This window comes from Aeromonas sobria (assembly GCF_050266975.1).
In the GTDB taxonomy this organism is placed as follows: domain Bacteria; phylum Pseudomonadota; class Gammaproteobacteria; order Enterobacterales; family Aeromonadaceae; genus Aeromonas; species Aeromonas sobria_B.
The window spans coordinates 1-15271 of sequence record NZ_JBKISU010000013.1; the positions used below are offsets into that span (position 1 = coordinate 1).

General features: G+C 60.8%; 14 protein-coding genes. 6 read left to right on the forward strand and 8 right to left on the reverse strand.

Going from position 1 to position 15271, the window contains the following annotated elements; genetic code table 11:
• Nucleotides 1–496: 496 nt before the first annotated feature.
• Genes ACLHZ1_RS09140 through ACLHZ1_RS09160 form a run of 5 tightly spaced genes read right to left on the reverse strand, consistent with a single transcriptional unit; the run spans nucleotide 497 to nucleotide 4003 of the window.
• On the reverse strand, nucleotides 497–811 hold the full coding sequence (locus ACLHZ1_RS09140) for a hypothetical protein (protein ID WP_427261824.1): 315 nt from the start codon (nucleotides 809–811) through the stop codon (nucleotides 497–499).
• Nucleotides 808–1233, reverse strand: a complete 426-nt coding sequence (fliS, locus tag ACLHZ1_RS09145) for a flagellar export chaperone FliS (RefSeq protein ID WP_427261825.1) — start codon at nucleotides 1231–1233, stop codon at nucleotides 808–810. The genes ACLHZ1_RS09140 and fliS overlap by 4 nt, the downstream gene beginning before the upstream one ends.
• A 25-nt stretch (nucleotides 1234–1258) precedes the next feature.
• Complete coding sequence (gene fliD, locus ACLHZ1_RS09150; protein ID WP_427234565.1) at nucleotides 1259–2641, reverse strand: flagellar filament capping protein FliD; 1383 nt, start codon at nucleotides 2639–2641, stop codon at nucleotides 1259–1261.
• Between the two features lie 28 nt (nucleotides 2642–2669).
• Nucleotides 2670–3131, reverse strand: coding sequence for a flagellar protein FlaG (locus ACLHZ1_RS09155; RefSeq protein ID WP_427261826.1), 462 nt, complete (start codon nucleotides 3129–3131; stop codon nucleotides 2670–2672).
• 38 nt (nucleotides 3132–3169) lie between these two features.
• Nucleotides 3170–4003, reverse strand: coding sequence for a flagellin (locus tag ACLHZ1_RS09160; RefSeq protein WP_427261827.1), 834 nt, complete (start codon nucleotides 4001–4003; stop codon nucleotides 3170–3172).
• 415 nt (nucleotides 4004–4418) lie between these two features.
• Between ACLHZ1_RS09160 and ACLHZ1_RS09165 the strand changes: the two genes are divergently transcribed.
• Complete coding sequence (locus ACLHZ1_RS09165; protein ID WP_317841095.1) at nucleotides 4419–5051, forward strand: trimeric intracellular cation channel family protein; 633 nt, start codon at nucleotides 4419–4421, stop codon at nucleotides 5049–5051.
• Between the two features lie 102 nt (nucleotides 5052–5153).
• Complete coding sequence (locus ACLHZ1_RS09170; RefSeq protein ID WP_408797437.1) at nucleotides 5154–5543, forward strand: hypothetical protein; 390 nt, start codon at nucleotides 5154–5156, stop codon at nucleotides 5541–5543.
• Nucleotides 5544–5622: 79 nt separating this feature from the next.
• Here ACLHZ1_RS09170 and thiI read toward each other — a convergent pair whose 3' ends face one another.
• Nucleotides 5623–7071, reverse strand: a complete 1449-nt coding sequence (gene thiI, locus ACLHZ1_RS09175) for a tRNA uracil 4-sulfurtransferase ThiI (protein ID WP_427261828.1) — start codon at nucleotides 7069–7071, stop codon at nucleotides 5623–5625.
• Nucleotides 7072–7271: 200 nt separating this feature from the next.
• Here thiI and ACLHZ1_RS09180 point away from each other — a divergent pair, with 200 nt between their 5' ends.
• Nucleotides 7272–8261 carry a hypothetical protein gene (locus ACLHZ1_RS09180; RefSeq protein WP_427261829.1) on the forward strand — a complete coding sequence of 330 codons (990 nt, stop codon included), beginning with the start codon at nucleotides 7272–7274 and terminating at the stop codon, nucleotides 8259–8261.
• A gap of 32 nt (nucleotides 8262–8293) precedes the next feature.
• On the opposite strand, the gene ACLHZ1_RS09185 is transcribed toward ACLHZ1_RS09180, so the two are convergent.
• Nucleotides 8294–9991 carry an FAD-dependent oxidoreductase gene (locus tag ACLHZ1_RS09185; protein WP_427261830.1) on the reverse strand — a complete coding sequence of 566 codons (1698 nt, stop codon included), beginning with the start codon at nucleotides 9989–9991 and terminating at the stop codon, nucleotides 8294–8296.
• Between the two features lie 132 nt (nucleotides 9992–10123).
• Here ACLHZ1_RS09185 and ACLHZ1_RS09190 point away from each other — a divergent pair, with 132 nt between their 5' ends.
• The 3 genes from ACLHZ1_RS09190 to ACLHZ1_RS09200 all read left to right on the forward strand — a co-directional run bounded on the left by ACLHZ1_RS09190 (nucleotide 10124) and on the right by ACLHZ1_RS09200 (nucleotide 14627).
• Nucleotides 10124–13084 (forward strand): sensor domain-containing phosphodiesterase, encoded by a 2961-nt coding sequence (locus ACLHZ1_RS09190; protein ID WP_427261831.1) that lies wholly within the window; start codon nucleotides 10124–10126, stop codon nucleotides 13082–13084.
• Nucleotides 13085–13149: 65 nt separating this feature from the next.
• Nucleotides 13150–13935, forward strand: a complete 786-nt coding sequence (pflA, locus tag ACLHZ1_RS09195; RefSeq protein ID WP_427261832.1) for a pyruvate formate lyase 1-activating protein — start codon at nucleotides 13150–13152, stop codon at nucleotides 13933–13935.
• Nucleotides 13936–13985: 50 nt separating this feature from the next.
• On the forward strand, nucleotides 13986–14627 hold the full coding sequence (locus ACLHZ1_RS09200) for an energy-coupling factor ABC transporter permease (RefSeq protein WP_427261833.1): 642 nt from the start codon (nucleotides 13986–13988) through the stop codon (nucleotides 14625–14627).
• Nucleotides 14628–14695: 68 nt separating this feature from the next.
• On the opposite strand, the gene ACLHZ1_RS09205 is transcribed toward ACLHZ1_RS09200, so the two are convergent.
• The gene (locus ACLHZ1_RS09205) at nucleotides 14696–15220 is read right to left on the reverse strand and encodes an acyloxyacyl hydrolase (RefSeq protein ID WP_427261834.1); all 525 of its coding nucleotides are present in this window, start codon (nucleotides 15218–15220) and stop codon (nucleotides 14696–14698) included.
• Between the last annotated feature and the right edge of the window lie 51 nt (nucleotides 15221–15271).

Sequence of the window (15271 nt, forward strand, 5' to 3'; positions counted from 1 at the left end):
CCTAAAATGAAAGAAACCAATGCGGTCTTGTTGATGGATAAATTTATCTACTACCTGAAGCAACACCGCTTATATACCCGCACACTTGGAATTATTTGAGTCTCTAAAAATGAGGGGATCTCTGAGGAAGAAACCCATACCCCATGAAAAGATATCCAATCACAGGATAGGGCGAGTAGACGGCGACCACTACCGCCACCATGGATAACATGAGGTGACTCAGCACCCAAAAATCGACAAATCGAGCGGTGATGGCTGAGGGGAACAGTTTCCTTACCAGTGTGAATACTGACACTTTAGCCAGTATGCCGAAGATGCTTGACCAGAACTCGACAATAAATGAGGGCATATAAAAACCTGGTGTGCGTGCGATTAATGTTCACTTCATATCGGGAAAGTGACAGCGAATATCCCACTATCTAAACAAGGGGATTAATTCATTTCTCACGGCAGTGATGTTTTCAAACGACGATACGCGTCATCTGACTGTCTATGACTACCTGTTCACTCGATAGCTAGATTTCGCCTTATTGGCCCTGTTAAGGGTAACCAACTGAGTGGCGATCTCTTTTTTGAACGCGTCAACCTGACTCTTCAGATCCTGCTCTTTTGCCAATTGGCGTCTTACCAAGGCTGCCATTTCAGTTGACGCTATCGTCTGCTGCCGGGAAAAATCTGTCAGTGCCCTGATGAGCGCCAGACGCTCATCCATACAAGCCAAGGCCTCTTCATACTGATGGCTCGCCAATAATCGCTGCAGTGTCGCGATATTATCGGTCAAGGCATCATCATAAGCATTCAGCTCATTCACAGCAAACTCCCTGACGCTTGCCTTAGCTGGAAGCCCTGCTGCTTATCCGCATCGGTAATTTGATCCCAGGCAGATTTGATGGTCACCATCAGTGTCATGACCTCGTCGAGGGGTTGAACGTCACGTCGTAGGCTGGCATCCCAGATGCGCTCATCCATGTAGGCATAGAGCGCAAACAGATCCTCGGCTATCTGCCCTTGTGCCATGTCCAACGCATCCTGCAGGCCATGCACCAGCCCCTGCGCCTTGGAGATGGTTCTGGCCTTTGCCTCCATGTCCTTGCGCTCTATGGCTCCCTTCGCCTGTGCGAGGCACTCCAACAGCCCTTGCATCATCAGTTGAATGACTCGATGAGGGTCGGCGACCGCCAGATCGGCCGCTATGCTGGTCGCCTTGTATGCTTTCAGATTACGGTGGTACATGACATGGGTCCTCGAAATATCACTTTCAGTTACTGTTTATCTGCAATGCGGTCAGGGCGGCCGCCGAGTTGTTCATTTTCACAAGCAGGGCATCCAGGCTGCCGTATTGGGCACGTAAGGCGGCCTCATATTTCACCAGCTGTTCATTGGTGGTAGCCTGCTTCTGGTTCAGGGTGCGTAGATCCGAGTTGAGGGTATCGGTCCGTTGCGCCAGCATGCCCCCTGACTTGGTATACTCCTTCAGCCCCTTGGTCAGGGTCGCGGCCAACCCCTCATCACCGCCAAGCAGGCCAGCCACCTGGTCGAAGTTCTTGTCGATAGCCTCGCCAAATTTATCCTTGTCGAGGGAGAGCTTGCCCTTGTTATCCATCTTGACGCCGAGCTCGAAGATGGTGGAATAGGTGGTGCTGGTACCGCCCGGGTTGGTAATGGCGTTGGTCATGAAGTTGCTGATGGCCCGGGTAACGGAATCCCCCGCCAGAGCCCCGCCATCATCCTGGCTGACCCCACCGACGATGCTGCTGCGCTTGCCCAAGCCGCTCAGTTTCTCCTGCAGCGCATTGTAGCCATCGATAAACTTCTGAACCGTCTCTTCGATGGCGGTCTTGTCGGTGGTGATATCTACCTTGTTGGACTTGAGATCGCCATTGCTGTCGGTGTCGGAGACCCGCAGCACAGTCAGCTTCAAGTCCTGGATGGTGTCATCGAAGACATTGGTATCGCTCTTGAGCACATTGCCATCCACCAGGATCTCGGCGCTGGACGCCTGTTGCGTCTCTGCCATTTTGCCCGTGAACTTGTCCTGTAGTTCGGTTGTGCTGCCCGTGATGACCAGATCCTTGCCATCCCCCGACACGCCCGAGTCGATGATGAACTTGGCCTTGCCGTCTGCGGTGTTGACGATGTTGGCACTGAGCCCGAAGTTGTCGCCATCATTGTTGATGCGCTTGCGAATGTTTTGCAGGGTATCCCCCGCCTTGACGTCGACCGTGAACTCCTTGTCCCCCGCCTTGAAGGTCAGCTGACCATCCTGGGTGATGAGCGGTGCGGTCGAGCTATCAAAGATGCCTTCCTGACGGCTGGTCTGTGCCAACTTGTTGACGGTGATATTGTACTGGCCGTTGGAGCCGCCACTCTTGCTCTCCATCTTCAGCACGGGGTCATCTTTATCCTGGGTGATATTGATGGCCCGCTTGTTGAAGGCGCCAGGCTTGCTCAAGGTATCCAGGATATCGGTGAAGGCGGTGAGGGAGGACTTGAGCTGACCTATGCCAGACAAGGTGATATTGGTGCTGGTTTGCTTGGTGGTGATGGGCTGCTGCAACTGCGCCTTTTTGGCGGCGATGCTCGCCGTGATCACGCTCTCGAGATCGATGCCCGACCCCGCCCCGGCGGAGGTAATCGCCATAACATGCTCCTCTTATCTCGTTAACAACCTATACCTGACCGTCGAACAGCAACCCCGAGAGGCTGAACTCATCGCCATGGCCCTGCTCCATCGCCTTCAATCTCTTGCTTAGCAACAGCATCTCCTCGCTCGGGATCTGGCGGATCACCTGCTCGGTCTCGGTATCGATGACCCGGATCACTGGCCTGTCGAGCTCGGGCACCAGGCTGAAGTTGATGGTCCACCCCTTCACCTTGCTCAAATTGGCCAATTTTTCTTGCAATTCTTGGGCCTGTTCTTCTATCTGGTTATTTCCCATGCGCGATTCGGATGGATGGGCGTGGATGGGCGGCTCTGGCACAACCTTGTCCGCCGGCTCGACACTGGCCTGTTTGAGCCCATCTTCCCCAGCCGGGACGGGCGAGCGAGAAACAGACATGGCGGCCTGAGGGCCGCCATGTTGGTGTAGCGTCGAAGTAACAGAAGGCATGGCTATCGATTCATTGGCCATCTGCTGCTCCTTGTATCAGTGGCTAATGGAAGACCGGCTTAACCCAGCAACTGCAGGGCAGACTGCGGCCGCTGGTTGGCCTGGGCCAGGATGCTGGAGGCCGCCTGTTGCAGGATATTCTGCTTGGTCATATTGGCGGTCTCGGTGGCGAAGTCCGCATCGCGGATGCGGGAGCGGGCGGCGCTGACGTTCTCCGAGATATTGGACTGGTTGCGAACGGTGGAGTCCAGTCGGTTTTGCACCGCACCCAGCTCGGCGCGCTTACTATCAACCGCCTTCATCATTGTATCTACTGTATCCATGACTCCTTGGGCGGCGGCCGCATCGGTCGCAATATCAAGCGTCGCAGAACCACCAAGGGTTAGAGTATCTATTTTGTCCAGTTCAAAGCCTATTGTTTGACTAGTGCCATCAGGACCCACCTGGAAGTCAAACTGATTAGGTGTACCCGTATTATCAAACAGCTTGGTGCCGGCAAAGGTAGTGTCTTCGGAAATACGATCAATTTCCTCGGTCAGCTGAGTCACTTCTGCTTGCAATGCTATGCGATCATCACTTGAGTTGGTACCGTTCGCAGACTGCTGAGCCAGGGTGCGAATGCGCTGCAGCATGCCGGACACCTCGTCCATGGCCCCTTCCGCGGTCTGGGCCAGGGAGATGCCGTCGTTGGCGTTGCGATTGCCCTGGTCCAGGCCGTTGACCTGAGCAGTCATACGGTTGGAGATCTGCAGGCCGGCCGCATCGTCCTTGGCGCTGTTGATACGCAGGCCTGAAGCAAGGCGGGTGAAGGAGGTATCCAGGGATTTGCTGGAGTTCGCCAGGTTGCGCTGGGCATTGAGCGACGAGACGTTGGTGCTGATGAACATGGACATAATGAATTCTCCTGATAAGTCTAAAACTGCGGATCCCAGCGCACGGCGATTGAGATCCCTCTTCAGTCCGCAGGGCCAATCCGCTGCCGGTGACTGAGGCAGATCTGATTCAACGTGGTGATGACCAGATCCGCAGCACTGCAAAAAGTTGGATTTCCTGACACCCTTCCATTTGCTTCCCCCTTAGTAACGGCACCGCCGCCCGATGCTTTAGCAAATTTTTCGCCTCATCATGCACAAATCTGTCTGTGCTCCCGGCATCAGCCACCTTGCCGTCTCAGCCTCTCTCATCGGCCCAGGCCAACGCCCCCAGAAACCCGCTCTGGCTCCCACTTTTGCATGCCGGCATTGCTCACACGCGCCCCTTGCCCCTAAAATCGCCGCCCCATCATTTATTGGACGTGAGTTGTTCTCCATGCAGACACTGGTTGAGCAGATTGTTTACATCAGCGACATGTTTGGTACTGCGGTATTCGCGTTTTCGGGGGTATTGGTGGCGGGGCGCCTCAGGATGGATGCCTTCGGCGTGCTGGTGCTGGCCGCGGTCACCGCCATCGGCGGCGGCACCATACGCGACATGATCCTGGGGGCCACCCCGGTATTCTGGGTGCGCGACACCCTCTATATCTGGGTCATTCTGGTCACCGCCCTGCTGGGGATGTGGCTGGCCGGGCTGCCCAAGCGCCTGCCCTGGTATGTGCTGCCGGTGGCCGATGCCTTCGGCCTGGCGCTCTTTACGGTGATCGGGGCCCAGAAAGCCCTTCACTTCGGCGCCTCCGGCCTCATCGCCGTCCTGATGGGCACCATGACGGGGGTGGCTGGAGGCATGATCCGCGACGTGCTGGCCCGGGAGATCCCCATGGTGCTGCAAAAGGAGATCTACGCCACCGCCTGCATCCTCGGCGGCATCGTCTACACGGTGGCCCTCGAGTGCGAGGTGGAGCGGGTGCTGGCCATGTTCGTCAGCATGGGGGTGGTATTTGGCCTGCGGGTCGCCGCCATCTACTGGCACCTCTCCCTCCCCACCTTCAGCCTGCAACGGGGCTGAATACCTGGGAGTCGAACAGAACGATGACACCCGCCCGCCGGATTGAACCTCGCGGGCTTTTCTGTTGTCATAGAGGGCAGTCGTTGTCAGGCAGGAACCTTCATGCAAAAAATCGGGATCTTTACCTCGCTGCTACTCCTGGTCGCCTCCAGCTGTGCCAACGCCCAGCTCCTGTTTGGACGGCTCGCCTCCACCCCGGTGCAGGAGTTCAACCAGCAGATCCGCCAGGCCAACACCAGGCAGCAAACCTGGGTGAACGACTACAGGGCCATCGCCTTGCGCTTCGTGGGACACGGGGATGTCCCCAGCCGTATCCAGGCTCAACAGCTGGATAACGATCTGGTGCTCTCCGTCGCCCTCGATGGCAGCAAGAACGACATGCTCTACATCCTCACCCTGTTTCGCAGTGACAATCTGTGGCAGATGCGTCAGGCCCAGATGGGCTGGCGTTGTCAGGGGCAGGCGACCTTCACCCCTGTCCCCTGCCCATAGGGGGCGGCGCGTACAACCAGGCGTGCAATAAAAAATCCGGCTCATGGCCGGATTTTTTATTGGCAGGGTATCGCCGTACTCAGGGGCGATAGACCTTGACGTTGTCAAAGCCCTGCTCTTTCAGATAGAGCGCCTGCAGCTTGCTCATCACGCCGCGATCGCAATAGAGCAGGTAGGTCTGCTCTTTCGGCAGATCGCCAAAGGCGGTCGCCAGCTTGAAGAAGGGGATGTGCAGCACCTCGCGCCCTTCCACCACCAGCGGCTTCTCGTCGCGCTCATCACTGGAGCGGATGTCCAGGATCACTTCGTTGGCGGCCAGCACCTGGGTGGTCTCCACCTCCTGCACCTGGGCGGCGGTCTCTTCGCCGATGCGGCGAATATCGAGGTAGCGCGCCTCGTCCACCACCTTGTCCAGGATGGCGAAGTCGAAGTTGGCCTCTTCCGCCTCGATGCGGGCGAGCTCGGCCTTCACGGTCGGCTTCTTGGAGATGACGCCGCAATACTCCGGCATGGTCTCGGCAAACTCCAGGGTACCGATGCGGCGCGCCTCGCTGATGATGTCCGGCTTGTCCCAGGTGATGAGGGGACGCAGGATCACCTTGTCGGTCACCCGATCGATGACATTCAAGTTGGTGAGAGTCTGGCTCGATACCTGACCCACGCACTCGCCGGTCACCAGGGCCGGGATCTGGAAATGGTCGGCCACCTTGCCGGCGGCGCGCATCATCATTCGCTTGAGCACCACCCCCATCTGGCCGTTGTCCACCTTCTCCAGGATCTCCGCCACCACGGGTTCGAAATCGATGGCGGTGAAACGCACCTTGTGGGAGGCGCCAAACTTGTTCCACAGGTAGTAGGCCACCTGCTTGACGCCGATCTCGTGGGCGGCGCCGCCGAGATTGAAGAAGCAGTAGTGCACCCGGCAGCCGCGCTTGATGAACTGGTAGGAGGCCACGCCCGAGTCAAAACCGCCGGAGAGCAGGCTCAGCACATCCTCCTGGGTCGCCATGGGGAAGCCCCCCATACCGTGGTGGACGGCGCTGATGATGTAAAGCTCGTCGTTCTCCACTTCCAGGTTGACCTGGATATCCGGCTTCTTCAGGCGCACACCGGCGGTTTCGCAGTGCTGGTTGAGGCCGCCACCCACGTAGCGTTCCAGCTCCAGGGAGCTGAAGTCGTGCTTGCCGACCCGGCGGGCACGGACGCAGAAGGTCTTGCCCTTGAGACGATCGCCCCAGACCGCGCGGGTCTGCTCGAAGATGTCGTGCAGATCGGTAAAGTTGCTCAGCTTCACCTCGAGGAAGTACTGGATGCCCGGGATACAGGCCAGCGTCTCGAGATACTGGGCGTGGAACTGATCGTTGCGCGAGCTCACCACCAGCTTGTCCCAATCCATGCGCACGCGGGCGTCCTCGTCGAAACGGCGCAACACATTGCGGATATTGCCCTGCAACATCTTGGTGAAGCGCTGACGCACCGACTTGCTCTTGATGGTGATTTCCGGAAACAGCTTGATGATGAACTTCATGTCATTGACTCGGGTGACCTTAACAAAAGGGCGCGAATTATAGCAGAGCTTGCCGCCATCGCCTACCAGGATGGCATGGCGGCCGCCAGGGCGGGCCCTGCGCCCCTCGCCAGCCCGCGCCGCCATTTGCCGGGCCCGGACGAACTGGGTATATTGCCCCTCCTTGCATCAGCTGCGACGGTGGACGGCGATCACCCGAGATGAAGACCTTTATCTACTACCCCGGCATGGAGGTGCGCGACGAGCTCTGGCTCAAATTCGCCCTGCTCTGGCTCGAGCGCCTCGCCTTCGTGTTCACCGTGAGCGAGCAGAGCCGCCTGCCCCCCCTGCTGGCACGGTTGGCCCGCCAGAGCGATCTGCTGGCGCCGCCCCCGAGCGCCGCTGACTTCGACGCCATCACGCCCCCGCTCATGGGGCTGCTGGGCAGTCTGCTCGGCCCCGGCTTCGTCCGACACAAGGTCTTTGGCAACCGGGCGCTCATCGCCCGCTGGCGTGCGAGCGCCAATCACGACTGCTTCTGCCCGGATCAGCCGGGTCTGACCGCCTTGCACCAGTACTGCCTCGAGCAGGGGCTGGCCAGTCGGGATCAGGGAGGCATCCGCATGGCGCGCCGCCTCGCCAATCTCCTCTCCATGTACCTGGCCAGGGAGTGGGCGCTCAGCCATGACGGCCTGCTCATCACCGACCATGACTACCTGGATCGCCTGCTGCACCTGAGCGAATCCCGCTACCAGCCCAGCGGTGGTCAGGCCTGCTTCCATCTGGAGATGGGCCTGCGCCTGCCCGCCAGTCTTGCGAGCCTCTCCTTCGATACCCTGCTCGCCAGGCGCGCCGCCCTCGGCTATGGCTCGGCCCTCGGCGCCTTTCACCTCGCCCTGACCACCCTGTGCCAGACCCTCGGCAAGGGCACCGCCACCCAAGAGCAGCTGCTGGCCTTTGCCCAGGCGAGGGATGCCCTGGAGCAGAGGGTGCTGGGGGAGGACAGCGATGCCCCCCCGCCCGTCCTGCTGCCCCTGATCTGGCTCATCAGCACGGAGCAAGGGGCCCAACCCATGCTCAGTCGCCTGCACGGCGCCAATGAGGCGCTCGCGCGCCCCTTGATCTTCCATCCCATTCGCCAGAGCCACTTCCAAAAGCGCAAGAGCCGGCACGGCTTCACCCGCTTAGGCCAGATCCGCCGACCCCCCTGACTGCCCTGGGCGGCGTCACCCCCCGCTCGGGATCACGGGCGCTCATGGCCAAGGCTCAGCTGCCAGGTCTTGAAACCGCCGGAGAGGTTCTTGACCCGAAAACCGTGCTGACTCAGCAGGCGGCAGGCCACATGGCCGCGCAAACCCACCTGGCAGCTGACCAGCAGCTCCTTGTCTTTTGGCAACTCATGGAGGCGGCCGCGCAGCTCGTCGAGGGGAATGTGCATGGCCCCCGGGATCCGGCCCAGCTTGTCGAGCTCGGGGCCATTGCGCACATCCAGCACCTGCTGATGGGGATTGCGGGCATTGACCTCGGCGGCGTGGCAGAGCAGGGTATCCCCCTTCAAATGGTTGCTCGCCACGAAGCCCGCCATGTTGACTGCGTCCTTGGCCGACCCGAACGGCGGCGCATAGGTGAGTTCCAGATCCTGCAGGTCAAACACGGTGAGCCCGGCACGCTGGGCCACCGCCAGCACGTCGATGCGCTTGTCGACCCCATCCTTGCCGATGGCCTGGGCGCCATAAATTTTGCCATCGGGGGCAAACAGCAGCTTGAGGCTGATGGGGTGGGCGCCGGGGTAGTAACCGGCGTGGCTGCCCGGGTGGACATAGACCTTCTCGAACGGCAGACCCAGCTGTACCAGCCGCTTCTCGTTGAGGCCTGTGCTCGCCACCGCCAGGTCGAACAGCTTGCAGATGGCGGTCCCTTGCGTCTTCTTGTAGGTTTCGCTTCGGCCCAGCATGTTGTCGGCGGCGATGCGCCCCTGGCGGTTGGCGGGGCCCGCCAACGGGATCAGCACCGACTCGCCGGTGACGAAGTCGGTCTCCTCCACCGCGTCCCCCACCGCATAGATGAAGGGATCCGAGGTGCGCATGCCGGCATCTACCTTGATGCCGCCGCGCGGCCCCAGCGCCAACCCCGCCTTGGCGGCGAGCAAGGTCTCCGGCTTGACCCCGATGGCCAGGATCAACAGACCTGTCTCAAGATGCGAGCCGTCGCTCAGAGTCAGGCGCAGGCCGCCGCTGTTGGCGGTCGGCACGTCCGCCGTCTTCTCCGCCGTCACATCCAGACTCTCGATGGCATTGAGACCGGTGTGCAGGCGCAGATCGACTCCCTCTTCCCGGATGCGGGCATGGAGCAGGTTGGCCATCTCCTTGTCCACCGGAGCCATCACCTGATCGGAGAGCTCCAGCAGGGTGACATCCAGCTGGCGCTGATGCAGCGCCTCCATCATCTCCAGCCCGATGAAGCCGCCACCCACCACGGTCACATGGCGTGGCTGGTCGTGCGCCAGGGCCGCCAGGATGCGATCCATGTCCGGGATGTTGCGCAGGGTATAAACGTGGGGGCTGTCGATGCCGGGGAAGGGAGGCCGGATGGGGGCAGCCCCCGGGCTCAGCAACAGGCGATCATAAGGCTCGCGCCGCTCTTCCCCGGTCTGCAGGTTGCGCACCAGCAGGCTCTTGCCCGCCCTGTCTATCTCGATCACATCGTGAAAGACCCGCACATCCACGTTGAAACGGCGCTTGAAGCTCTGGGGCGTCTGCAGCAGCAGGGCATCCCGATCCGCTATGTCACCCCCGATGTGGTAGGGCAGGCCGCAGTTGGCGAAGCTGACAAACTCGCCCCGCTCGAACATCACTATCTCTGCCTCTTCATTCACTCGACGGGCACGGGCCGCCGCCGAGGCGCCGCCAGCCACACCGCCCACAATCAGAATACGCATCATCTCAGACTCCACTTGGCGCGAGGAAAATAATAAATTAGCAACGACTAATTTAGATATCAATGGAATTTTGTTTGCCGCCAATATGCAGTATTCTTGGCCCTCCGGCAGTTGCTCAACAGGATGTTTCCCTTCATGTCGTCTATCGCACTTCGCCAGTCAGTGCCCAGCACCTCGGTACCGCTCTTCTTTCGCCTGGATGCTCGCAGCCAGCGACTGGTCGCCCTGACGGATGTGATGCAGACCCCCCTGCACTGGCTCGATGAGCCCAGGTCCCCCTGGCCGGCCCAGTTGCCGGAGCCCCTGCGCGGCCCCATAGAGCGGATGCTGAGCCAGGGGCAGGGTGGCCGGCTGAGCCTGCGCTTTGACGGCATGATCTGGCAGATTGCCCTCTCCCACGAGCAAGATGCCTTCTGGCTGCTGTGCCTTCAGACCCAGTCCCAGGAGGCCATGGCGGATCTCGCCCTGCACCTGCCCCGGCTGAGCCAGATGGCGAGCCAGCAGCAGTTCGCCCCCATGCTGGAGAGCCTGAGAGAGACCCTGGCGGCGGATCGCCTCATCCTCTGGCATTACCAGGCCAATGGCCCGTTCGGCGGCGAGCAGCTCACCCCCGTCTTCACCCTGGGGCTGGAGGAGGACACCCCTCCCCTCGGCCCCCTGCGCGGTGACAGCCGCTACATCCGCGCCCTGCGCACCCGCAAGGCACTGAGCTTCTCCGAGGCGGCCCACCAGCCCATGCTCTGCCAGCACTACTACCTGAGCGAGCATGGAGTGCGCGCCCGCCTCGATGCCGTCCTGCTCGACCATGACAGACTCATCGGGGTGCTCAGCCTGGAGTACCAGAACCCGATCCAGCTCAACGAAGAGATGCTGCAACTGGTACGCCACTGCGCCCAGCGCCTGGGCCACTGGCAACCGCACATAGAAGACGTCCCCCAGACGGCGGCCCCCCTGCTGGCGCTGCCCGGCGAGCTGAGCATGTTGACCGGCATCGACTATTGCGAGGCGCTGGTCGGCTGGGCCTGCGCCGCCAGCGGCGCCATGCTCGGCTGGATTGGTGAGTACCAACCCAGGGGCAGCAAGCTCTGGGTCATACCGCGCCACGTTCGCCGCCAGGACGAGACCCTGCACTGGTCCCCCATGGACCTGGATCCCGGTCCCAGCGTCGAGCTGTTTCACCATGGCCAGGCCCTCTATGTGGAGGATCTGGCGCTGCGCTACCCCCTGGCGACCAAGCTGCTCCATCACAATGCCCAGGCCTTTATCGGCATTCCCCTGGTGCAGTCGGCCAAGCGGCCCATCGGCCAGCTCATCCTGCTGCTCCCCCAGACCCTGTCCGATCCCATGCCCCTGCTCGATGCCCTCAGCGCCCAGGCCAGCCGCGCCACCGTCGAGATGCAACGCCTGGCCGCCGACGATGCCCTGCGCCTGGCCGAGGTCGCCTTCAACACCCACGACGGCCTGCTGGTGGCCGATGCCAAGGGCATCATCCTCAAGGTGAATCAATCCTTTTGCCGCATCACCGGTTTCAGCGAGCAGGAGATTGTGGGCCAGCATATCGATCGACTGCGCCCCCCCTATTACGGCGATCGCCTGAAGGAGGAGGTCTGGCAGGCGGTACGCAACCAGGAGCTCTGGATCGGGGAGGAGCAGTGCCTAAACCAGGCCGGCAATCTGTTCCCGGTGCGGCTCATGGTGAGCGGGGTCAAGAATGAACAAGACGAGATCAATCACCTGGTCTGCAGCTTCTATGACGTCAGCAAGGAGCGGGAGGCGGCCCGCAACATAGAGCAGCTCGCCTATTACGACGATCTGTGTGGCCTGTTCAACCGCCGCAGCCTGACCGATGCCCTGCGCCGCACCCTGGATGAGCCCAATGGTCAGTGGGGCGCCCTGCTGCTGCTGGATCTGGACAACTTCAAGTCCATCAACGACTCCCTCGGCCATGCCTATGGCGACAAGCTGCTGCAGGCCGTGGTCGAGCGCCTCAAGGGACTGCCCCAGGAGAATTTGGTGCTGGCCCGCATCTCGGGGGACGAGTTCGCCCTGCTGTTCAATGCCCTCGGCCAGGGCTATGTCACCGCCAAAATTCTGGCGGAGCACTTCGCCCGCGAGCTGATGAGCCTGTTTCGCATCCCCTTCGACATCGAGTCCCACAAGCTGCACTGCAGCGTCTCCATCGGCATCAGCCTCTTCTCGGGGGAGGACAAGGATCACCTGATCCTGATGCAGCAGGCCGATACCGCCGCCCACATGGCCAAACGTGGCGGCCAGGGCAGCTATGTCTTCTTCAGCCAGACCATGGCCGAGCAGGAGAAAAACAAGCTGGCCCTCAACAACCAGCTGCGGGACGCCCTGCGCAACCACGAGCTGCTGCTGCACTATCAGCCCCAGTATCGGGTCGACAACGGCGCCCTCTCCGGCATCGAGGCGCTGCTGCGCTGGCAAAAGAGCGATGGCACCATGGTGCCCCCCGGTGAGTTCATCCCCATCGCCGAGGAGACCAGCCTGATCCAGGACATCGGCTACTGGGTGATGAAGACCGCCTGCGCCCAATACAGCTTCTGGCTCAACCAGGGGCGGGCCATTCCCCATCTCTCCGTCAACGTCAGCGCCCGCCAGTTCCACACCGCCGGCTTCGTGCAGCAGGTGGAGTACATATTGCGCGACACCGGGGTGCCCCCCTCCCGCTTGCTGCTGGAGATCACCGAATCCGTGGTGTTGGAGAACCGGCTGGAGAGTATCGCCCGCATGCGCCAGCTCAAGGAGCTCGGCATCCTGCTCTCCATCGATGATTTTGGCACCGGCTATTCGTCGCTGGCCTATCTGCGGGATCTGCCGGCCGATGAGGTCAAGCTGGACAGAAGCTTCATCCAGACCCTGGTCCACAGCGAGCAGGACAGGGCCATCGTCAAAGCGATCCTGGATCTGGCCCGGGTATTTCGCTTCACCGTCACCGCCGAAGGGGTCGAGGAGCAGGAGCAGCTCGACATGCTCAAGCAGCTCGGTTGCCAGCACTATCAGGGCTTCCTCACCAGCAGGCCGCTGCCGGTCAAGGCGCTGGAGGCGCTGCTGGCGCCCTTGTCGCCTGGCTAAACATGTAGGATTTATAGGGACTTTCGTAATAAAATAACGGCCTGCTCGAAACGCTGGAGTTGTCTATGTCTGTCAGTAATCAGATCCCTGCCGTTCAAATCAGTGCGCCCGGAGTCATTGGCCGGATCCACTCCGTTGAAACCTGCGGCACCGTCGATGGCCCCGGTATTCGCTTCATCGTCTTCATGCAAGGCTGCCTGATGCGCTGCAAGTATTGCCACAACCGGGACACCTGGGACACCCAGGGCGGCCGGGAGGTGACGGTACCCGAGCTGATGAAGGATCTCACCAGCTATCGCCACTTCATGAATGCCTCCGGCGGCGGCGTGACCGCCTCCGGCGGGGAAGCCATGTTGCAGCAAGCCTTCATCGCCGAGCTGTTTGCCGCCTGCAAGGCCCAGGGGATCCACACCTGCCTCGACACCAACGGCTTCGTGCGCCACTACGACGACATGCTCGACAAGGTGCTCGACAACACGGATCTGGTGCTGCTCGACATCAAGCAGATCAATGACGAGAAGCACATCCCCCTGACCCATGTCAGCAACAAGTACACCCTGGAATTCGCCCGCCATCTCGCCGCCAAGGGCAAGACCATGTGGATCCGCTACGTAGTGGTGCCGGGCTGGACCGACGACGAGGAGAGCGCCGAGGGGCTGGGCCGCTTCATCAAGGAGCTGGGCAGCGCGGTGGAGAAGGTGGAGTTGCTGCCCTACCACGAACTGGGCAAACACAAGTGGGACGTGCTGGGGGAAACCTACGAACTGACCGGCATTCACCCCCCCAAACGGGAGACCATGGACAAGATCCAGGCCATCCTCGGCCAGTACCATGGCAATGTGAAGTACTGATCTCCTGATACGGCCGCGACCCGTTCGCGGCCCCAAGGCAAGGATGCCCCATGAGTGAAGGCCAACTCGCGGCCCTGCTTCTCTGGTTACTGCTGCTGACGGCGACCCTCAAGGGGAGCCTCTGGCAGAGCCTGCGCACGACCCCCCTCTATCAACACCTGCTCCTTGGCAGCGCCATCGCCTTGCTGCCGCTCTGGTTGCTGCGGGCCGGACTCCATGAGGGACTCGAGGTCCATTTTCTCGGCCTCACCAGCCTGACCCTGCTGCTGGGCTGGCGCCTGGCGCTCTGGGCACCCACCCTCACCCTGTTGCTGCTCAGTTACGCGGGCACAGAGTCCTGGGCCGACCTCGGCTGGCACGCCCTGGTAGGCATCGCCCTGCCGGTGGCCACCAGCTGGCTGCTGTTTCTGGGGAGCTGGGCCTGGCTGCCCCGCCACCTGTTCGTCTACCTGTTTATCGCCGCCTTCCTCGGCGGCGCCCTGGCCATCTCGGCCAAGATGCTGGCCACCGCCCTGCTGCTCGGCCTGAGCGGTGACTATCCCTGGCAGACCATCATGGATGACTACCTCACCATCTGGCCCCTGCTGCTCTTCCCCGAGGCCCTGCTCAACGGCATGACCATGACACTGCTCGCCGTCTACCGCCCCCACTGGGTCTACACCTTCTTCGACCGTACCTACCTCGGCCGCTGAGGAACCCCGCCACACGACGACAAAAGCCCCTGACAGGCAGGGGCTTGGCAGCACAAAAAAGAAGAAATTTAAAACCGATACTCGATATGTAGCGTGTGGGTGTCCAAACCAGGATTCTGCTCATACATATTGGCATTGGACATGTGTTCATACTGATAACCAAGCCGCCAGTTTGCCGTTAGCTCATAACCAAGGCCAATGCCGACAATATATTGGAAAGGGCCACCATAATCCTTGAATCCATTGCCTCTGTGACCAAACTCATGTTCCGCCAGCCACACCACCCCTGCGGGGATCCAGATCACCCAGCTGCCCCATAAGCATTCGGCGCGAACGCCGCCCCCCAGCCTGGTGGTGTACTCCTCCCCAACCTTCAACATGCCACCACGAACGCTCATACCAGATTGGCACCCGGAATCCCCCCAATGCCAGAACATGCGATGATATTTGAGATCTGCGGTAAAGATGTCGAGTTTCTCGCTCTCGGCCGGTGTCCCCAGCTGCAGTGCAATAATCTTGTCATTGGCAAGTGCTCCCGAACTCACCGCCAACGAAGTCAGCAGCCCTGAGAGCAAGAGAGTGTTGACGTCCATGTCCCCTCCTACATCCGGTGATCCAGTGGTGCCTTCCTCAAACTCACTCAG